Here is a 20,122-nt window from a genome sequence, read left to right as displayed (position 1 = left end):
GCCCCTACCTTTCGATCAGATTGAATTTGACGTCCTTGTATCGCGGCACGCCGTCTATAAAATCCATGACGTTACAAGTCCGGTCCCCTGCGTAGAACGTGCCCGTCCGGTTGCCGCCTGTTTGTGGATCAACATATGTGACATCGAAAAACAACTGACTGACAGCGTTAAGTACCTGCTGCGTCTGAGCTGCCGTTAAGAACTTCCAACCTAGCTCAATCTTGCGCTTGGTCGCGATCCGCTCCCCGATCATGTCGCCTTTAGCATTACGCTCCGTGTTGTTCACGTCTTGAATGCCCAAAGAGTAATCAGTAGGGGTAGGAAGGGCCACCCCCGCTATAGAAATAAGCGCCACGCGCCCTCACCTCCTACGTTGTTCGGATCATGTTGCCGCCGATCCGGCGCTGTTCTCGCGCCAAATAGGGCGCCATAGCTCGTGCTATGGCTACGCCGTCGATGTTCAGAACTACGTCGCCGTTACGCTGACCACCTGTCTGCTGGAACTGCATCGCATGCATGACGGCCGTGCCGAGCGCGCCGGCTAGCTTGTCGACGAACGAAGTATTCTCCAACGGCACGATCATTTCCGCGCCGGCTTCGCCCGCGATGTAGTTACCCATGTTGGTCTCACCGTCGACGATACCGCCGCGAGCCAGCTTCTGGAGCCGTGGCATTTCCGGGATGTTGATACCGAAGCTATTCCCGCCGACTCCCGGAATCCAGTCTGGGAATTCGAATTTGATTTTGTTCAGCCCGCGAACTACCCAGTTCATACCGTCAATGATGCCATTAAACAACCCGACGAATAGATTAGCGATCGGGTTCACGACGTTCGACTTCAGCCAATCAGCGGCCACCGACCAAACCGACTTGATACCTTCCCATACTGTCGCAGCTGTTTCTTTGACCGTATCCCAGTTCTTCACCAGCAAGTAAATGCCAGCTGCCAAAGCTGCTACAGCCGCGATTACTAGGGTGATCGGAGAGGTAAGCACCGCCATCGCAACATTGAATGCTTTCGTCGCCGCTGTCCCGATAGCCGCTGCTGCATTCCAGGCGATCATAGCTGTCGTCATTGCCGCCTGTGCTACCGTCGATGCGACCATCGCGACCTTGTTCGCGACCATCGCGGTCGTTGAGGCTGCCCACCTCGCCGCATTCGTTACCAACGACGCCGCGGCCGTCGCCATTGCTTTGATGAAATCTCCAATCAGCAATGCTTTGCTCGCGAGCAGCGCGGTTCTGTTAGCAGCAATGGCAGCTGTGCTGGCCACCCAGGCCGCCGTCTTCTTGGCAAGTGCCGCGGCCGATGACGCGAGCGAGACAACCAAGTCTTTGGCGTACATGACGGTCAGCGCTGCCGTTTTGGCCATGTTAGCCACTTTCGCGCCCGTCGCGGCCCAGATCGTTGCCGTCATCCGCGTGAAGGCCGCTGCCACACCGCCGGACGTCTGTATAAACGCCATTAGCTCTATCGTCTTCCAGGCAGCAAAAAAGCCCACTAGGGCTGCTGTGATTGTCGTGACGGTTGATTGGTTATTCGACATCCATGTACCGATGCTGGTTAATGCGGTGCCGAGTTGATTTAATACGGACACGATTATCCCGCCGGTCCACAGCGCGATTGGCTGAAGGAAGTTCTCCCACAACCAGATGCCGATCGACTGGAACGCCTTGAGCAAAGGGGTCAGTACGGTGAAGGCCCCGGCCAACGCATTGAGAAATGCAGGGATCAGGCTCTGGATCGCCCAGGTACCGAACGGAACGAGGATATTGTCCCAAAACCACTTCAGCCCTTCAAAGAGAACCATTGTAAAAGGTTCGATAGCGGCTTTCAATCGGTTGAAGCTGTCAATCAGCGGCTGGAAGTTGATACCGGACAGGGTACTTCGGATCTTATCGGCCATCTCCTGGACCTTTTCGGAAATTCCGAGTGTCTGATCCTCGTACGGGGTCATGTCGATACCCGCGGCATCCATACCAGCGCCCGCATCGTCAGCCCCACCACCAGCACTCTCAGGCTCTTTCAACAGGTTTACTTCATCAAACCCAAGGAGCGACCCGGCCGCCTTCTTGGCGTCCTTGCTGGCCTTCGTCGCTGCATCTCCGGCTGCTTCATGAGCATCGCCCAGGCTACCGACGGCCGCCGTTTGGGATTCGATCGTAGCGGTTTGTGCGTTACCGGCTTTAATGTTCGCCTTCGGGAAGAGTGCCCGCATGAGGGCAGCGAATTTCACAAAGGCGGTTTCGGCAGCGCGCGCCAAGCTCGTGAGCAATGGCAACGCGATATTCAGGATGGGAAGGAACGCCTGTCCCAAAGCGAGCCGGGCGTCGCTCAACGCGGCAATAAAACCACCCTTCAACAGCGCCGTATTCTGAGCGATCTCAGTCCCGAAGTTACTTGTCGTCGAGTCCAAGATGTGCTGATACAGGATGGTCTTCTTCATTCCTTCACTGAGCTCTTCCCATGGAGCGTTGTTCGCCAGCATCTTGTACGCCTGCGACTGCTGGATCGCGGAGACACGCACGTTCACGCCTAATTCATCTCATTTTGTTATCGTAAAGGCTTTTTATCCTCTACTTCCGGGGCTTTCGCCGCATTATAGGATGTTATTTCATCCTCGGCTCAGCATACATTTTCACCTTCGTCATTACACGGTCAGGTGCCGGGCACTCGTGGGCACGTTATATTCTGTGCTATAAAAAGCACAGGTTCAGTACCTATGCGTTACGGTGAGCCACGCCTTTTAGAACGTGCTTTACCTCGGTATTAACATGCCAACATTATTCACTCATTGTCGGTTTAGTCTCCACCGATTTTACCCAGTGTTTTACCTAGAGTATTTCTACTTTAGGCGGCAAATGTTTGCCCCGTCGGCTTCTTGGTTCATGGCGGAACGCATGCGATCGGAAATCTCAGCCGAGGCCATGCCGGTTTTGCTTCGAATAATGGCCGCCGCCTTGATCAGCGCCGTCGTCTTGTTGAAGAGATCCTTCTCGTCTTTTGCGATCGACTTTAGCCGTAGCGAGTAGTTATTAGCCATCTCAGTGACTTCCAGCTTTGAGAAGCCCATCGTATCGCCCACGGTCTTTTGCCACTTTTTAAAATCGTCGATGCTGCGGCCCAACGTGACGCTAAGGGTACCCATCAATGCTTCGAATTTTATCGCATCGCCCATGGCAGCCCCTAAGCCCATGCCAACGCCGAGAGTAGCCAGGGTCGCGGCGATCCCGGCAACGGCCTTGCCAACGCCACTTTTAAAGCGCTCTAGGTCTGCCCGCGCTTTCTGCATCTCCTTGCGCATCGCAGAGAAGTCGGCGCCTGCCCTGATCATCAACTGCCGTACCAATGCCATCTATCCGCCCACCTCCTTCCCGCCCATCTGTTTGTTCAGCGCGCGGATGACGTTGAGCATTTGCTTGTCGGTCATCGGTTTCTTCTTGACCGGTGCCTTGCCGATCAACTTTTCGAGTTTCGGCATGCGCTTGGCACGCTGCAATACCGCGTTCAGATACGCTTGCGTCACGCGCTCATCGTGCATGAACTTTTCACGCTTCTGGTTCTCCTCGATGAATATCGCAAGCTCGTGCGGGGTCATTTCGTCATAATCGCGTAAAGGAATGCCCATAGCAAAGGCAGCCCGCAAAGACGTTTCCCAGCAGAAAGGTGCTGGCTCTACCTCCTGCGCGGCTTCGCCGTCGGGGCCACTGTCTTCGGAGCTGCCGGGGTGTTTCCCTCGACACCGCGCATCGCGATCTGGAACGCCTCCTGCATTTTCTGCATCAGGTACCCCATGCTCGGTGCATAGTCGAGAATGTCCTCCATCATGTCGAGGGTCAAGTTCTCGCCGTGTTCCTGCGCGTCCCGAGACAGACCGTGGAAGAAGATCGTCTCCAGTTCCTCCATATCGAAGTCGTTGTCGCCCTCGATTTCCTCCACGCTTTTCCCCGTGAATGCCATCATCCGTTTCAAGGCCTTATGCCCGAACCGCAGTTCCCGCGGCCTATCCAATTCCACGATTACAACGTCGTTGTTATTTGCTGCAGCCATTACATTCCCTCCCGGAATAAAGAATAAGGCCAGAACGAAGACTCCGTTCTAGCCGCCAGTTTGTTACGGCGTTACCTCTAGGTTGAGGATCGGCTCGCCCGATACTGTGATCGTCGCCTCGAACGTTAGCGCGTCCTCGAGCTCCGCGCTCGTCGAGAATCCCGTTACGACTCCGCTGAATTCCCATTGAGCATTCAGCGACGGCGGGAACACAATCTTGTATGCGGACGTAGCCCCGCTTTCGAACGCTGCGTAAATTGCTGCTTGGCCGACATCGTCCGGCGCAAAGAATCCGGAAATGGATACCTCGCCGCCGTCCTTAAAGCCCGCGATCTTACGGCGGTAGCCGCCGGAGCTATCAAGAGCAGTTACGTCGATCGATTCAGCAGACGCCTCGATTCCTCCGATGCTGGACAGGTTGCCTACGGCATTCGTCCCGATCATCAATTTTGTGCCTAGTGCGCGTGTTGCCTCTGCCATCCTTTTTCCCCCTTAAATGTGAACTGTGAAGGAGATGACGCATTTATGCAGCCGAGTTTCGTCTTCATAAATCTCGTCAGGTTCCTCCAAAATCAATTGCTGGATGAATAGCCCCTCTTCGCCGATTTCACGCCCCTGGAAGCTGATGAGCAAGGCGAGGGCGGCATCGGAGTGTTGCTTCATTTCCCCATAGTTCGAGGCTACAACATTCATATCGACCGTCAGTGACTTACTGCTGCCGTATCCCGTAAGCGTGCTCACCGGCAGCCCCGGGCTCGCTCCATATACGACATAGGGCGCGACCGTCTCCTTGGGAGCGGCAAGCGGAAACAACTTATCGCCCACATCCGGGAGAGAGGCGAATTCCTCCACCATAGCTGTCTCAAAGCTCAACCTATTCACCCCTTCAGAATCTTGTCGATATCCTTAACGGCCACCTGTACCGTCTTCGTCTCGATCGCGTCCTTGTTGCCATCGATGGCTCGTTTAAGATACCGGTAGCCGGGGATATACCCGCTCTCACCCACCCGGAAGCCATATTCCTGGGATGCCGGGTAGTATGAGCGCTTGCCCTCCTTGCTGATCTTGACGAAGATGTCATTCTTGGCTGGGTCGAGCTTGATGTTGTACATCTTCTTGCCGACCTTCGTCCGCCGCTCCGGCTTCAAGATCAGAGCGCCTTTCAGGTCGCCTTGATCAACAGGTGCGTTCGCCTTGGCGGCTTTGAATGCAATGCTCGCCCCGGCCTTCGCCGCCTTCGTTACTACCTTCTGCGGAACCTTCTCCAGTTTTTTGAGCATAGCTTCCAGCTCGGCCATGCCCTCAATATCAGATCGCCTCGCCATCGATCAGACCTCCAACGAAGTCCGCGAACAGACAAGTTCCAAATGCTCGCCGCTCTTGGAATAGGTGCGGACGACATGATAAGTCGTCCCCTCGTGGATCAGCGTCTGCTCCTGCTGATACTCAGCTGCCTGGACTTCGAAGACGATCTCCGGCCGGATACCGACGGCATGCGCTTGGTAGAACTCCGTCTGTCGGACTGACTTCCGGTTTGCCATGACCTCACGCTGGATAGGTTCGCCAATGACTTCGGCTCCGTATTTGTCGCGCGTCTTCTCACCCGGCGTCAGCAAGTAAACCACATCCCGCCACATCATGACGGCACCGTGTATTCCACGGACAACGTTAGGTGCGACTTCAGCGAATCGTACGACTTGCGAAAGCGCTCTGCGTCAGCATTGTCGAAACCGAACTCGGACTTCACATAAAGAAACACCGCCCTCTTGATGAGAGGGTCGGTGTCGTCTGAGGCTTTCTCCGGCAGCACGCCGGATAGGGCAAGGTCGGCGGTCGCCGCATCGATCAGCCCTTGAATCTCGTCGTCGAAGGCGGCGACGGTGACGCGCAGGTGCTTCTTCGCTAGCTCAAGGAATGCCACGGCTACCGCCTCCTACTCCTCTTCCTGCAGGGCGACCGCGACTGCGTCCAGCGCTTCAAGAGCTGCCAGCGCATTCTCTTTGCCGCGTACCTTCTCGCCGTTCGGCAGTACGAAGTATCCGCCGCCGACATGCTCAAGGCGAGAGTCATCGTTCGAATCGTCTTGATCCGATGCAGCTGGAGCCGCGGAAGCGACCGGATTTCCACCCCCTGCCGCCGTTGCATCATCAACCGCCGACGCCCCGTCTTGCGGAATTAAAAAAGCATCGTCCGCAGGGAGTTGATCGCTCGCCGTGGTCGATGCCTGATTAGGTTCTTCCGTTTCCTCTTTGCCGAGGTAGCCGCCGCTCTGAAGATAGGCAATACGCGCCGAATCAGCCGAGAGGTACGCGCTACCGACGCGGAAATGCACGCCCTGTACCTTACACAAGAATGCTCGTGTCACAACTGCTCTGTAAATCATGGATGTTCACCGTTCCCTTCTGGGTTCTATACCGCAGCTGCTTTCTTCACGCGCAGGAAGCCGTTCTTCGACACGACGTTGCCACCTACGAACACGCTGGACTTATGCGCGATCATACCCGCTTTGAACTTATAGTCCGTCGAGCGTTGAACGTCGATGTCGCTGAAGATCGTCAGCATGTAGTTCGAAAGCGGACCGTATGCCATCATATATTGACCAACTGTAGCTGTATCAACATCCTTGCACGCGCTATTGATGATATACGGAACACCGTCAATAGTCCCCGTGTTGCCATTCGTTTTAACGTCGTAGACACGCTTGGAATCAGTATTACGCAATGTCGCGAACGCCTTCAGAGTTTTCTTGCTCAAAATGAGCACGGAAGGATCTTCAACATCCTCATCGCCGCCAAAGTTGAACAGAATCTCGTCCAGCGTGAACTCGTCGACCTCGGAAACCTCGAGGTCAGTACCAGCATCGATTGCCGTCGCTGCCGTCGAGAAGATACCGGTGAGGTGGTTAGTCGTTCCGTCACCGACCAGGATCTCACGAGTGATTTTTTTGCGGGTCGCGATTGTGATACCTTTCATGACCTCACCGTCGTAATCGGCAGCAGGCAGCTTCAGGATCTCCTCAGAATCCTCGGCATAAGCAGTGACCTTCGCCTTGCTAATTTGAACCTTGCCGAATACCGGCTCTGCGTCGGCGTAGTTTGCCCCTTCGCCGGTGTAGTCGCCAGTACCGTAGCCCTTGAGGTATGGCTGCTCGAAGCTCTCGCCGCCAGGCAATGGCTTGTGCGTTACACGATCGATGAGGCTGGATACCTCATTGAAGGTGCCGCGGATGTCGCTCGCCGTATGCTTCGGCAGAACCACGTTCGAGGAACCGACCGTAACAGCCCGCATTTCTTTCAGTTCTTTGCCGCGCTTCTCGGCTGCCTTGCGTACTTCCTTAGCTGGATCAGGCGTGTCGCCTGGCGTAAACATGTTCGTTTGCCGAGCTTCGACTGTGCCAGCCTGAATACCAGCCGCCAGCGACTTACGCTTCTCCCTCACCATGCTCTCACGAATTTCGATTGCCTCTTCGCCGAGGGAGCGCAGCTCAGCTTCCAATTCGTCGATATTCACTTCGCCATCGCCTTCAAGCAATGCGCGGATCTCGCCCTTGCGAGCTTCGATCTCCGTCAATCGAGCCTGTCCTTCTGCGCCGCCAGAGAATGTTTGCAGGTTCAACGCGAAACGGAATTTCTTTTGTCCTTTATTCATATACAGAAAACCTCCCAAGTTTGTTTAGAGTTGTGCCAAGAGTGCCAGACGCTTCCGCTTCTCACCGTTCGCAACAGCCTGTTTTTCCTTCTCAATTTCCGACTCGAACGCGGAGCGCGCAGAGATCGATGTCGAGTCATACGCCGGGATATCGACCGCCGAGACATCGTATACCTTCTTGATCCGCAGCACAGTCCGCGTGCGGGTCTCGGTGTCATAGGACGCTTCCTTCGTCGAATAGGCGTAGCTCATGCGGTCGATGTAGCCGCCGCGGATCTCCTCGTAAAGCTTGCGGCCCTCTTCGGTACCGTCCAGGCGCGCCCGGATGAACAGCCCTTTCGAATCGATTTTCAGCTCGAGCGTATTGTTGCGCGTGCGGGCCATGACCTTGCCGCCGTGATTGTAGTTAAAAATCACGTCGGACATGTCAGCCTCGCGGAGAGCTTCAGGGTGAACCTTCTCCTTGTACTGCTGGTCGCCATATTCGTAGAGCACGGTCGGCTCATTGAACCGAACGGCATAGCCCTCGACGTAGAGCGCTTCTTCTGCATCATCACCTTCGCCGAGCGCAGCTGCTCGAATCTCAAACTCAAACTCGCGGTAATCGCGATCCTTTCGGCGTGGATCACTCATCCCCATCGTCATCCTCTTCCTCACCTCCCTTCGGTGGAGTCGGCGCCGCCTTCGGCTTCTTAGCCGGCGGAGCATCATTCACTACCGCCGTATCAAGTCGCCGGATCGGCTCGTCGCCGCCTTCGAGTGGCGCCTGATTGAACACCTCGCGCCATTCGTTCGGCGTCATCGCGCTGCGGTCGACCATTTCGCGCAGCTCGAGCTTTGTTTTCGCACTGGCGTACTGTAATCGGTTCGACTCGAACACGATCTCATTTCCATGGTTCTGCTCGTTCTCGCTGAAAATCTTTATTGTCGCTTCTAGGCTTGTCTGGATCGCGAATGTAGGTTCGAGTACGGATTCATAGAAGGCATTCCACTCATCCTCGCTGTAACTGGAATTGATAATCTTGGCGTTAACACCGAAGTAGTTGTATACCTTCCGCTCGATCAGCTCCATCTGCTTCGCGTCTATCATTTTCGGTTCTGCCTTCATCGGAACGAATTCTGCATTTACGTCAGTCGCTGCGATCCCGCCGCCATTTTCAGGATTTAGGTAATCGCGAATAAAGTCGTCCGTCTGCTTTTTCCTATCCGTTGGCCGAAGGTTAGTTGAGAACTTCAGAATCCCTCGAATGAACGCTGATGACTTGATCGCATTGATGATGCCTTGATTAGATGCATTGATCAATTCAAGCGTAGGAAGCAACGGGTTCTCGTTTCCGTTGCCGAAGTCCGGGTCCAAATTAAAAAACCGACGTAGATGAATCACGTCGGCATAGGGCACTGTATAGGTTTCGCCATTCCGCATCCGAAAGCGGACGAAATATTCGTTCTCCGTCTCCAACATCTCGGCCATGACACAATCCACCGGATAGAAACCGCGGACCCGGTAGCCTTCCATCGGCCCGGCTCGGTCGATCAAAATGAACGCGTTCGAGCGAAGCAGCAACTGGGTGAACACCTTGTACCAAAATGCATAGGCGTTCTGTTTTGGGTTCGGCCGGACACTAAGCAGACGCTCGATATTCCCGCCGACCTGCTTGACCTTCCCGTTAACTCGCCGGATATGCTTCGCCTTGATCTTGGCAGCATTTCGCGCGATAGTGTCGACCGTAGCCCGCACGACGTCGCTCTCGTAGGTGTCGTCGCCGAACGGTGTGAACACCGGGGTGTAGCCACCGAGGAAGCGAGTGCGGAACGTATTCACAACAGCACCCGCGAACCGGCCAAACGTCTTCTGAAACATTCCCAATCGTCTATCACCTCCTCATATGGTATATTATTTCCAAACAACCTTAATGGAGGAAATCATCAATGCCCAGACTATCTAGCATGCCATTCTATACCGGTAAGCTCCAGCTCATTGCAAAATTTTCAAACGATTTGGCACGACTTAGTTTCCTGCAATCCGGAAAAGTGTACATGAACCGACTTGGGATCTACAAAGAAATTGAAAGGGAACAAGGAAAAAAAGGAGTAGGCGACAAATATGACGGTCATACAGTGATTAGAAAGATACTTAGCGGGACTCTAATCAACCAAGAGACGGGCGAAGAAACCGGAAAAATTGAGTTTACACCATCATCGGAAGTATCTTTCGCTTTTAATGATGTGCTTGCCATGCCGACGTTTTGTTCGTACGCTGTTGATTCGAATCACCTTGAAATTATAGGTGAAAACGAAGGGTACTACCTCGTAGAGTTGGTTTTCACTCCTGAAGAGTTAAACCAAATTGTTACCGACTTCGGCGAACATGCACTCTTTATTAACTACGGTAAGTTCGTTGCAGAACTTTCGAAAGCCGCTATCGACAGAGGCTATGAACTTAAAGGGGATAAGGTCAAGTATGCCGACTATTCAATTAATCAATCTGACCGGCTTAAAGATACCGATACTATTAATGTTGCATTTTGGAAAAGCGATGAGTTCTCTCACCAAAACGAACATCGTTTCGTGATTCCCAACATTGGAGTCGAGACCCCTCTGATTCTTGAAATCTGCAATCTCCAAGAGTATTCATCTATCGTGTCAGCAAAGAATCTGATCACTGAACCCATTCGCTTCCCGGTTCCGAAACCACCTACTGACTAACTGGTTTAACATCAAATCAACCCCATGTATTCCTCACGGTGCCGCTCAAGTGCGACGTAAGCGTTTAGCAATGCCGCGGTACCGTCGATCCGGCGCCGTTGGTTTTTACCCTTGTGCGGCTGGATCGTCTGGTTCTTCTGGTCAAGGTCGACATGCGTGTTCGAAAGGCACCACTTATCTATCTGGTTATTGTTGTAGTTCACCTTCTTGGCGGCTAGATCAGCGCCAAGTAGCTTCATCGGCCCGGAAAGCGTTGCTTTACCCTGCGCGACAGGCTCCATCGCATTTCCGCCAAAATGCCCCTGCATTTCCTCGACCCAGTAAACCGCTGAATAGCGGTCGTATCCGACCCAAGGGATGTAAATTCCATATTCGCTCTGGATCTCCACGAACCACTCGGTCACATACTTATGATGAACACGGTTCCCTGGAGTTGTTCGAAGCCAACCTCGATCACGCCAAACATCGTACGGTATCTTGTCCTCTTGCGTCCTCTTCTCGAGCAAATCTTCGGGCAGCCAATACATCTGCATAACATAGATAGTCGGGTCATCCGGTCGCATTGCAATCACTTTCGCAGCCGTCAAGTCGGTCGTCTCCGACAAGTCGGCCCCGCCAATACCATACGTCAATCCGAGCTGGCTTACATCGAAAGTCGCCTCGTTGTTCAACTCCTCGAACGACAGCCAAGCCTCCGTCGACGTCTCCCGTACATTGAAGTCCTTCGTCAGCAGGTTCTTGACCAACATCGGGTTAGCCTGTGCCTTCTTGACCTTCGTCTCCAACTGGTCGACTTTCTTGATCGTGCCAAGGCCGGGGTTTGCTTTTGCCCAGTAGGCCGGGTCGGTCCATTCGGTCCTGTTGTCGAGCTCATAGATGATCGGCAGGAATCGGTCGTCCTTGTAGCCATCCGGATCATCGAGCCCGTTCAGCAGCATCTCCGCTTCCTCATACTTCATGTCGTAGACGGCTTCCCGCACGGTGCCGGCCGTCGTAATCATGACGATAAGCGGCTGCTCCCGCGAACTGGTGCCGTCAACGATGACGTCGTACAGGTTCTTGTCCTTCCAGGCGTGGATCTCGTCGAGCAGCGCCCCGGAGACGTTCAGGCCGTCGAGCGTTTCACTATCGGCGCCAAGCGGCTTGAATGTGCTGTCGTTCCAGTTGCTGACCATCTCCGCGACGAGAGGTTTTATCCGCTTGCGCAGAGCAGGCGACTTGGTGACCATCCGTTTAGCTTCGAGCCATACGAGTTTCGCCTGATCCTTCTTGGTCGCGCAGGCATATACCTCGGCGCCCGGCTCCTGGTCGCAAATCATCAAATACAGTCCGATACCGGACGCAATGGTCGATTTTCCGTTTTTCCGGGCAACGACTAATAGCACCTCGCGGTGTTTGCGGGTGCCGTCAATTTTATGAATGAATCCGAATGTAGCCGCGAGGAAAGCTTGTTGCCAAAGCTCCAGATCGATCGGCTTGCCGCCCCATTTGCCTTTCGAGTGCTTGCAGTAGTTCTCGATGAACTCGATCGCGTGGTTGGCATGGCTTGGTGAATATTCGTACTCGCTGTCTTGATCATAAACGTCAGCCGCGAGCTTACGATAGATTCGCCGAACCTTATTCCCTACCGTCACCTCGCCGCGCTCGATTTGCCCCCAGTAATCAAGGATCGGGTTATAGGCTAACGGGTACTCCTTACGAAGCGCGCTCATCGCTTCGCCTCGAAGTCTTCAAACCCATCGTCGACTTCACCCTTTCCCGCCGTCCCCTCTTCCGGCTTCGGCAGCAGATCGGTGAGCTGCTTGATGATCTTCTGGTAGTTGCTGTTAAGTGAATTGTACAGCCGAGCTACGGGTCGTTCTCGCTCATAAGGAGCAGCCTTGTCCGATTGGCTAAACATCTCAACAGAACCTCTTTCGCCAAGATCATCCTCGTATCCCTCCAAGGTTACCCGCATAAAGGCGGCCCGCCGAATGAGGCCGTCAGCGATTGCTTTCTGCTCTTTCGGGATCTTCTCGTATATCTGGCGAAGTCGCTTCTCCTCCAGAGTAATCTTCCGTTTTCGCCCCGCCTTGGCCCGACTTACCGCTAATTCCTCTTTAGTTTTCTTGACCTTATTCGCCATCAAATCACCTCACTTTGGGGGAGGGGGGTCATGCGCGCGCCCTGTGTGTTCGTTGAAGGGGGGACAACGGTCTCTTCGCAGCCGCATCGCGGTTTTTTGAAGGGGGGGGCTGCCCCTAAAACGTGGTGCTTTAGTCCGCGAAAGCGTTTTGAAAGTCAACACTTTTCTTTCCGTCGCGATAAAAAAGCTCTCGTTCGGGATTTGACCCCTAACGAAAGCAAAGGTAATTAGTCCAGCCATCTAGTGTAGGTACTTGATGGTGCAGATGTTTTATCTTGGTTACCTCGCATGAAGGACATTGCTGCTTCCCCTGCGAAGTAAGTAGTATATTTACCTGCAGGGTGTCGATATCCAATGCGATGAAGCCATGCATGGAAGAGTGAACCAGCAAGAAATAGTGTGGTGACGCTTGTTAATGATAATGCATTTGGATTTATAGTTACTGTTAGAGAGTTTAATTCTGGGTTCGAAGCATTTACACCTTTAATTGTTGATGTTCCGGGATTTTTACCAACATTACTTGGGAGCGGAGATTTTTGATACATTATATACGCCTTTGCAGCTCTACCAAATCCATTAGCTGCTACTGCTGTTGTCATCCCGTCCATTGAAATCCCAGCTGCTGCAGCCCCATTTGCTATCTTTTCTTCAAACCAAACAGGAGCTAAATTGAATCGTGCATACTGATTTAGACTTCTCTGATACGATGAACGAGTTGCCCCATTGTTTAATTGTTCAAAGTGAGTATACCAATTGCTTAAAACCAGACTAATCATCTGTCTTATTCGAACCACCTGCTCTGTTGTGAACCTCGTATCCACATAAAACGTCATGAACTCCGGCAGTGCTTCACTTATTGGCGCCTCAGGTACAGAAACTCTAATCTCCCTATATACTGCAGCAATATAATCTTTACGCTTCCCAATAATGTCTCCCAGTTCAAACACTCCTCAACCATGAGTTTGAGTTTAGTGTATGCGTGCTGTGGAGGTTAGACTGGGCAAGTTGTTGTTATTTCCCGCACGGCCCATCGAGCCATATGCACGATCGTGATGCTTCCCTTTCTGCCAGGATCTCGACCGCCAACCACCGTATAGAACACGACGTCATCCACTATCTTTTCTACCCTACGCTGCGCATACCACTTTCCCTTACGCGGTCCATTATCGTACACGCTGCCGGCTTTGATCTCCGATCGTCTCATGCTCAACAGCTCCTTTTCTTTGCAAATAAAAAAAGCCGCTCGCAATGAGCAGCCTTGTTCTACGTATAAAGTTACTTCGTGCTGGTCCTTTAATAACCCCACCCATAAACAGATGCACGATCGCTACGCTGGTGCATTAGAGCGCAGGCGCTCTTAAAAGCATTCGTACTAAGATACGTTAGAGGAAAGAAGGACAAGACCATTTTACGCAGATCGGCGAGAGCTCGTAAAGCTCCGTTTTCGGGCAAAAACTTTGCAGTGTGCCCGGCTTGACTTCGTCTACGGCGAGGTTTGCTCAGTCGGACGTACCGATTTAGATTCGTTCACGACGAACTTAATGTTGATGTTAAACGGCTCGTCCTTGCACATACCGATATAAGGGCCAAACGTCTCCATGAGACTCCATAGCTGAAAAGTCGTGTATCCATCGGCATCTACTTTGGGCTGATATTCTCCGAACCCCTTTCCGCCGCGCGCATGGATCATAACGTTCAGCTCATCGTGCTGCTGCTTAAGGATCTCGTGGCCATGATCGGTGAGCTTCACCTTAACGATCTCATTCAAATTGAACGGTATCTCCTTCATCGCCGCAAGTCGCTTTTGTCGCGCCTTCTCCCGCAGATAATCGTTCACCTCTACCGCGGTCGCGTGGCGAATCGGATTCAGCCAGCCTTTGCATCTCTCGCAAAGACGCCCGTCCATATCTCGACCAATCATTTGATGATCACAATCGAGGCATTGGAAAACGTGATGCTGCATTCTTCACTCCACCTCCACCTGAATCAGATTCCCATACGGGTCGAACGCCAGCCCTTCCCGGATCACCGGCTCCAAGCTGCCGTGGTGCTCTTTGTTGTGGCAGTCCTGGCAGAGATACTCGAGCAGTGCATGGTTCAGCGACACAGCCGGGTTGTTGATGTTCTCCGGCGTCAGGTACTTCTTATGATGGACGATATGACCCGGCCGCGGGCAGCGCTCGCACATGCCGAATACGGATGCGATATACGCAGCCCGGCACTTTTTCCATGCGCTGCCGTTGTAGAAGCTACGAGCCCAGGGCTTCATACCAGCATGTAGTCGACGATCTCTACATCCGGGTTAGCCCGCAGCCGGAATTCCTCGTCGTATTGATCGATGTAATATTTCAGCTTCGTCGGGAGCTCCTGCGTATTGTAGATGATCTCCACGGCGCCGGTAGGCAGCAAGACTGCGACGATCAGATGAGACGGCATGACGGCGAGCTCGGCATCCGTGACGAAGGACTGCTTCAGCTCTTTCCCTAGCCTCGGTTGGATACCAGTTCGTTGGGACGGTTGAACGAAGAAGTTCCCCGCCGGTCCGTCCACGATCCCGGCCGCCGCCATCTTCGCGAGCGCCTTGTCCTTCTGTTCGTTATCCATAATCGATACAGCGAAGAACAAGCACTCGATTGCCGATTTAACGAATGGCAATCCTTCCACGTTCAAAGTGGTCGTCAACTTGCTCGCCGGCTTCTTAGGTAGTTCAATATCCGTCGTTCGGTCTGCCAAACTAAACCCCTCCGTTCATAAAATTAGGCCCGCTATAACAGCGGGCCATAGAATTGGTCTTATCAGCCTCGCAGCGACTTTGTTCTCCCAGCTGCTTCAAGCTTGGCAATTTCAGCGTCGATGGCGCCGCTGACGAGCTCTCGGAATTCCGGATCATACAGCGCCAGGATATCTTCGCGGCTTGCATCGACCAGAATGTACTTGCTCACGAGCTCAGAATAAACCCGGTACTTCCCGTCAGCCTGCCGTTCGATCTTAATATCGAGTTCCATTTCCACATTACCTCCCCAACACAAATAAGCCCCTACGCGTTCGCGCTAGGCAGCCGATTTATATGCTTCGATTTTAGAACAGACCAAGTGGGCCGAATGCAGGTAGCGGCAATCCATCCGCATCTTGCACGCAGTTAAACAGCCGGACGTTTCTTGCTCGCGCTGGCGGGCCGAACTCAACCGTGACCGTTCCCGCTGGAGCGGCCGCGAGGGTGATGCGTACGGCCGTGTTGTCGCCGGGATCGCGACTGATCGAGGAGATCGTCGCCGCGGCGCCGTTATCGTACACCTTGAAGAAATTCTCGTAGGTGTTGTGGTCATTGATCGAGCGCGTCGTCTTGACCTTGATGGTCGTCGCAGTCGGTTTCGAAATACCTACCAACCGCGGGCCAGTCCCATTAACAGGGAGTTTGTAATAACGTTCAAGCACGGCCAAAGCGCGGCGATCGCCCATAATGAGCTCGGCCTCTTTATTCATGTGGATATCGCCATCGTCAATGCCCAGGTCGTGAGTAACGATCATGTAGTGCCCTGGGATAGCCGAAGCATCGCCACTGCCCGTTTCCATCTTGCGTTGCATCTCGCGAATTACTTGGAACTGCGCATTGTTCGTCGCGTTCACATGCGTCGCAAGCTGGCTGTAGAAGACCGGGATATCGCTGCCATAAAGCTTCTTAAATTTATTGATGATCGTCGTGTTCCGGGAGATGAACTTCGAGCTATCGAGCGAATCGGACTCTCCTTGCATCCAGAGGATGCCCCTCAGAACACGGCCGCCCTTCAGTGCCTGGTTGACTCGGAAGTCCGCCGATCCAAACAGCGATCCTCGATCGAATCTCTCCGAATTGTATGGATACCACTGCGTCGTCGATGTCGACCCTTTAGCCGCTGTTACGATAGAGATCGGCTTTCCGGTCGCCGCATAGACGGATTTACCGAAACGGAGCAGGCTCGAGTGTCCGGCCCATGTGCCGTTATCACTAATGGCATCGATGTGGCCCTCGCCGCTGTACGCCGGCTCTTCGAGCTGACGCCATTTGTAGTCGCCGCCAAAGACCGTAACCTCCGGGATCCCGGTTTCTTTTCCGTTCAAGTCGCCTTTGCCGACCTCGTTCGATTGCCCGGCCGACAAGAACATGTCGATCGGCTCGGTAACAAGCTCGCGTCGACTAACCCCTAACGGTTGCTTCATTACCCTTCAACTCCTTCCAGAAAGATAGTAATGTTCCCCGTTGTCGGGGCCGTCGCGCAAAAGACTTTAGCTTGCATGTTTTGCGCGAGCGCGTCGAGCTTCGGGATGTCTGTTGCGTCGTATACCTTCGATGTGTTTGCTGCGATGGTCACTTTATCAAGCGCGATCGAAAACTGGCCGTCTTTAACCTTCGGATGAAGGTAGATGTAGACTTCTACGGGCTGATCGTGTTTGTTAATGACGAGCAAGTTCTTTTTCCCCGTGAGCTTGGAAACATCAAGAGCGATACCCCAAATACTCGTCGTTCCCCGAATTTCGGTGTAAGGCACCATGAGGTTGATCTCCTGCGCGGGACGTTGCACCTTGACCGGGATTTCGTCAAACGGCTCGAGTCCGTCTCCCGTAAACGGGACGGGCACAGCACCTGCTGGTTGCCCGTTAGATGTGTAATTTTTCGTGGCTTTTGCCATTACCTTTTCCTCCTCGAAATATTAATGCGCCGCGATCCACAGTTTAACGGCGGTGCATTTCCCTTCTGCATCGGACTACCCTCCTTTCTGGGCAATAAAAAAGCACCCGTTGCGGGGTGCTCTCATTCATTTCAATAATTTATACATGTTGCTGGGTTCCCCAGCATCCAGAGGCGTCACCAACACGTCCACAGTCGATTGATTTATACGCTTTAGAACGTAAAGAACATCGGCACTTTCTGCTTCGAGTGATTGAGTAATTTCGTTGGCTGACATCGGCCGGTTTTCTTTCCTCAGCAAAGAGATAATTCTGTCTTCAAGCCTTATTACTAAACTGTAAAACTTGTCTTTATCTTCGGACTGAATAAACTTTTCAATTGTCGACGGCCGAACGACATATGTTCTTCGTTCACCAGTTGTGAGGTCTGCAGTTACCGAATCCTCATCTACGATTACTTTACAATGGCGGCCTGATCGAAGTAATCAACGATGACGCCGTCAAGATCAACGGTATGTATTACACAAAACGCGCCTGCCGCTTTTATCTGCGGTAAGGCGCGTTTTAATATAAATTCATGTTGAAGTCACAGTTCTAATAGTCGTACCATCATAAAATTCAAGTTTTTTTGTAGTCGGGTTGTAACTTATAGCCCCCTCAGTGTCCGGTGAAGTACGAGTTTTAGGCAGACTCAATATATTATCCACCCTCAAATTACTTACAGTCTGTAGTGATGCATCCGTGAGTTGATTGTAAAGCTCTACTTTTGGATTAAATCGATTCTTTGAATTAATGGTATTTCCAATTATAGAATTGTCTATACTCTTTGTGCTCGGATCCACATTAATAAATACAGCAACTTCATCATACACATTCCATATGGTATTGTTATGGATACGATTTCCAATGCATACATTATTAAAGATAATACATGGCTCTACATAGTTAGAAATGCTACTGTACTTTATATCCGAATTTAAAACAATATTATTAGAAATAGAACTATAATTGACTTTAAAAAAGTGTATATTACCGGTTTTATTATTTTCGACGATATTTGATGTAATATCTACAAATTCAATTTGCGTATCACTTGTACCTAGGTCGATTCCTTTGTTCCAATTATTTCTGATGACATTGTTCGTTATAATAAGCCTTTTAACACCGCCAGAGTATATCCCCGATTGTCCATTGTCTTCAATAACACACCCTTCGATTAAGCAGTTCTCACCTTTAATAGTAATACCATCGTAGAATAATGAAGGCGAAGACCAAACAGGCAAACTTCCTTGATTAGTTGCTTCGCTACTTTGTGACCAGTGGTTCGAAATATAGCAGCCAATTATTTTAATATTGGTACTTGAAGCAACAGTACGAATTCCATAATTGCAATCTTCTATACGACAATTGAGTATTGTAATATTAGCGGTATTAGCTTCTGAGGTAATACCTATCCACCCTGCCCCTCTTACATTCATGAATTGAAGTATCAAGTGCTTCGATGAGAAGATACTTATCCCAATATACTTTTGAGAGTCACTCTTTACCTTAATTTCGATAGATAGTCCTTCAATAATCGAATTCTGGCTATTTTCTATTTTTAATGCTGCAACCGTTGAGGAGATCTTCGCACCATAAGCAAATAAATATTGATTAACAAGTGAAACTGTCACTACTTGCGATATTGCATAAGTACCTTCTGGTATAACGCCATTTATTCCGGGCATCGATTTAAGGTCGTTAAAAAATCGATTAAGACGGAGCGTGTCGTCAACCTCTCCTGCCAATTTAGGATAGTCCTTCAGGTTAAGTGTCTGACTTGATGTACTAGTGGTCGATAAAACATTCTCTGCTTCAGACACTTCGACACTCTCCGCAAAAATTCTCCCAGGCATAAGAACAGCACCAGCTAGTGCTGCTCCCGCGGTACCGATTATCCCTAGGGCCTCTCTTCTACTAATGTGTGTCTTATCATTTTCCATTTTAATCGCCTCCAACATAAATGATTTTTAAGCTTTCGACGATTTAGATTATTTTTCCTTTATTGCAACTAATTGTGTCGTATCAACAAGAATAAGCCACCCACCCGTCAAACCAGGTTAGCGGCTTATGCTTTACTAAATGTATTCAAGGTAAACCCATATACCTCCTAGAACGCCATCCATAGTAGCCATCCTATTTAATGCGGGAAGCAGCCACTTAGTGAGGACCGTGTCAACGCAGCCACATACAAAGACCTCTCAAATTCCATTATGTAAATCACCCCCACCCAACTATATGGCAAGGGCACTTCCAAATCTTTATACCACGAAATCCACAAACTCCGGCGAGCGGAGCATGCCGCTCTTGTACCAGTTCCTCATTCGAACCTTGGCCCGAAGACGTGGCTGGATGTACACAAAATTCTTATCCTCGCCCGTCACGATCGTCTTGGCGATCTCATGGAACGCCTTCCGGTGCGCCTCCGGTACGGCCAGCTCGATGACGCCCGCGGGGCGACCCTCGTAATGCGCCAGCCATCCGAACTCGCCCTTGCGGTAGCCGGCCAGCGTGACCTCGGCATAGGTGTAGTTGATCACCTTGAGCCAGGCGTCGCTGCGGCGGCCGACATAGTCGCTGTCCTTGCGCTTGGCGACGATACCCTCCAGCCCGCGCTGCCGAATCACCTCAAACAGCGCGGTACCTTGGCCATCTGTATGGAGGATACGCTTGTAGTATTCGTTCTCGACAAGAATATCATCCAGAATTGCCTTTCGTTCCATCAGCGGAAGCCCGCGGACATCGCGGCCGTCGACGCTCAGCACGTCAAAGACGAAGAAACGGATCGGCAGCGTCTGCATGCCGCGCGCGACCTTGGCGCCGGTCATTTGGAATCGGCGCATAGTCGTTTCGAAGCAGATATCGCCCGTCGCCGGGTCCATGTACGC

General features: G+C 52.0%; 26 protein-coding genes. 1 reads left to right on the top strand and 25 read right to left on the bottom strand.

Annotated features, from left to right (window positions below; translation table 11 throughout):
* Positions 1-4: 4 nt before the first annotated feature.
* The 14 genes from BCM02_RS34645 to BCM02_RS34580 all read right to left on the bottom strand — a co-directional run bounded on the left by BCM02_RS34645 (position 5) and on the right by BCM02_RS34580 (position 9,560).
* Entirely contained in the window at positions 5-355 is a 351-nt protein-coding gene (locus BCM02_RS34645) for a DUF6711 family protein (protein ID WP_246183692.1), read from the bottom strand.
* Between the two features lie 13 nt (positions 356-368).
* Positions 369-2,534: a hypothetical protein gene (locus tag BCM02_RS34640; RefSeq protein WP_148933683.1), complete on the bottom strand. Its 2,166-nt coding sequence runs from the start codon at positions 2,532-2,534 to the stop codon at positions 369-371.
* A gap of 312 nt (positions 2,535-2,846) precedes the next feature.
* Positions 2,847-3,356 (bottom strand): hypothetical protein, encoded by a 510-nt coding sequence (locus BCM02_RS34635; protein WP_148933682.1) that lies wholly within the window; start codon positions 3,354-3,356, stop codon positions 2,847-2,849.
* Entirely contained in the window at positions 3,357-3,629 is a 273-nt protein-coding gene (locus BCM02_RS34630; RefSeq protein ID WP_148933681.1) for a hypothetical protein, read from the bottom strand.
* Positions 3,630-3,676: 47 nt separating this feature from the next.
* Complete coding sequence (locus tag BCM02_RS34625) at positions 3,677-4,051, bottom strand: hypothetical protein (protein WP_187434567.1); 375 nt, start codon at positions 4,049-4,051, stop codon at positions 3,677-3,679.
* Positions 4,052-4,114: 63 nt separating this feature from the next.
* Positions 4,115-4,531, bottom strand: coding sequence for a phage tail tube protein (locus tag BCM02_RS34620; RefSeq protein WP_148933680.1), 417 nt, complete (start codon positions 4,529-4,531; stop codon positions 4,115-4,117).
* Positions 4,532-4,543: 12 nt separating this feature from the next.
* Entirely contained in the window at positions 4,544-4,924 is a 381-nt protein-coding gene (gene gp17, locus BCM02_RS34615; protein ID WP_148933679.1) for a tail completion protein gp17, read from the bottom strand.
* Positions 4,925-4,929: 5 nt separating this feature from the next.
* On the bottom strand, positions 4,930-5,376 hold the full coding sequence (locus tag BCM02_RS34610) for an HK97 gp10 family phage protein (protein WP_148933678.1): 447 nt from the start codon (positions 5,374-5,376) through the stop codon (positions 4,930-4,932).
* Between the two features lie 3 nt (positions 5,377-5,379).
* Complete coding sequence (locus BCM02_RS34605; RefSeq protein WP_281288275.1) at positions 5,380-5,688, bottom strand: phage head closure protein; 309 nt, start codon at positions 5,686-5,688, stop codon at positions 5,380-5,382.
* The gene (locus BCM02_RS34600) at positions 5,688-5,972 is read right to left on the bottom strand and encodes a head-tail connector protein (protein WP_148933676.1); all 285 of its coding nucleotides are present in this window, start codon (positions 5,970-5,972) and stop codon (positions 5,688-5,690) included. Before BCM02_RS34600 ends, BCM02_RS34605 begins: the two co-directional genes overlap by 1 nt.
* Before the next feature lie 12 nt (positions 5,973-5,984).
* Positions 5,985-6,434 (bottom strand): hypothetical protein, encoded by a 450-nt coding sequence (locus BCM02_RS34595; RefSeq protein WP_148933675.1) that lies wholly within the window; start codon positions 6,432-6,434, stop codon positions 5,985-5,987.
* Between the two features lie 26 nt (positions 6,435-6,460).
* On the bottom strand, positions 6,461-7,699 hold the full coding sequence (locus BCM02_RS34590; protein ID WP_148933674.1) for a phage major capsid protein: 1,239 nt from the start codon (positions 7,697-7,699) through the stop codon (positions 6,461-6,463).
* Positions 7,700-7,723: 24 nt separating this feature from the next.
* The gene (locus BCM02_RS34585; protein WP_246183691.1) at positions 7,724-8,344 is read right to left on the bottom strand and encodes an HK97 family phage prohead protease; all 621 of its coding nucleotides are present in this window, start codon (positions 8,342-8,344) and stop codon (positions 7,724-7,726) included.
* Positions 8,325-9,560: a phage portal protein gene (locus tag BCM02_RS34580; RefSeq protein WP_246183693.1), complete on the bottom strand. Its 1,236-nt coding sequence runs from the start codon at positions 9,558-9,560 to the stop codon at positions 8,325-8,327. Before BCM02_RS34580 ends, BCM02_RS34585 begins: the two co-directional genes overlap by 20 nt.
* Before the next feature lie 68 nt (positions 9,561-9,628).
* Here BCM02_RS34580 and BCM02_RS34575 point away from each other — a divergent pair, with 68 nt between their 5' ends.
* A complete protein-coding gene (locus BCM02_RS34575) occupies positions 9,629-10,405 on the top strand; it encodes a hypothetical protein (protein WP_148933672.1) in 777 nt (258 codons plus the stop codon).
* An 11-nt stretch (positions 10,406-10,416) separates the two neighbouring features.
* Here BCM02_RS34575 and BCM02_RS34570 read toward each other — a convergent pair whose 3' ends face one another.
* The 11 genes from BCM02_RS34570 to BCM02_RS34520 all read right to left on the bottom strand — a co-directional run.
* On the bottom strand, positions 10,417-12,117 hold the full coding sequence (locus tag BCM02_RS34570) for a terminase large subunit (RefSeq protein WP_148933671.1): 1,701 nt from the start codon (positions 12,115-12,117) through the stop codon (positions 10,417-10,419).
* Positions 12,114-12,530, bottom strand: coding sequence for a hypothetical protein (locus BCM02_RS34565; RefSeq protein WP_148933670.1), 417 nt, complete (start codon positions 12,528-12,530; stop codon positions 12,114-12,116). The genes BCM02_RS34570 and BCM02_RS34565 overlap by 4 nt, the downstream gene beginning before the upstream one ends.
* Before the next feature lie 227 nt (positions 12,531-12,757).
* Complete coding sequence (locus BCM02_RS34560; RefSeq protein ID WP_246183690.1) at positions 12,758-13,477, bottom strand: hypothetical protein; 720 nt, start codon at positions 13,475-13,477, stop codon at positions 12,758-12,760.
* A 536-nt stretch (positions 13,478-14,013) separates the two neighbouring features.
* Positions 14,014-14,493: a hypothetical protein gene (locus BCM02_RS34555; protein WP_148933669.1), complete on the bottom strand. Its 480-nt coding sequence runs from the start codon at positions 14,491-14,493 to the stop codon at positions 14,014-14,016.
* A gap of 3 nt (positions 14,494-14,496) precedes the next feature.
* Positions 14,497-14,799: an HNH endonuclease gene (locus BCM02_RS34550; RefSeq protein WP_148933668.1), complete on the bottom strand. Its 303-nt coding sequence runs from the start codon at positions 14,797-14,799 to the stop codon at positions 14,497-14,499.
* On the bottom strand, positions 14,796-15,263 hold the full coding sequence (locus BCM02_RS34545; protein WP_148933667.1) for a hypothetical protein: 468 nt from the start codon (positions 15,261-15,263) through the stop codon (positions 14,796-14,798). Before BCM02_RS34545 ends, BCM02_RS34550 begins: the two co-directional genes overlap by 4 nt.
* A gap of 62 nt (positions 15,264-15,325) precedes the next feature.
* Positions 15,326-15,535 carry a hypothetical protein gene (locus BCM02_RS34540; RefSeq protein ID WP_148933666.1) on the bottom strand — a complete coding sequence of 70 codons (210 nt, stop codon included), beginning with the start codon at positions 15,533-15,535 and terminating at the stop codon, positions 15,326-15,328.
* 73 nt (positions 15,536-15,608) lie between these two features.
* Positions 15,609-16,727: a sialate O-acetylesterase gene (locus BCM02_RS34535; RefSeq protein WP_148933665.1), complete on the bottom strand. Its 1,119-nt coding sequence runs from the start codon at positions 16,725-16,727 to the stop codon at positions 15,609-15,611.
* Positions 16,727-17,197, bottom strand: coding sequence for a hypothetical protein (locus tag BCM02_RS34530; RefSeq protein WP_148933664.1), 471 nt, complete (start codon positions 17,195-17,197; stop codon positions 16,727-16,729). Before BCM02_RS34530 ends, BCM02_RS34535 begins: the two co-directional genes overlap by 1 nt.
* Positions 17,198-17,770: 573 nt before the next feature.
* Positions 17,771-19,177, bottom strand: coding sequence for a right-handed parallel beta-helix repeat-containing protein (locus tag BCM02_RS34525; protein ID WP_187434565.1), 1,407 nt, complete (start codon positions 19,175-19,177; stop codon positions 17,771-17,773).
* A 318-nt stretch (positions 19,178-19,495) separates the two neighbouring features.
* The coding region (locus tag BCM02_RS34520; protein ID WP_148933662.1) for an ATP-dependent DNA ligase at positions 19,496-20,122 on the bottom strand (627 nt) is incomplete at its 5' end.

The organism is Paenibacillus methanolicus, from assembly GCF_008124765.1.
Taxonomy (GTDB): domain Bacteria; phylum Bacillota; class Bacilli; order Paenibacillales; family Paenibacillaceae; genus Paenibacillus_Z; species Paenibacillus_Z methanolicus.
Note: the sequence above shows the minus strand (reverse complement) of the source record. Positions and strands in the feature narration are given on the sequence as shown.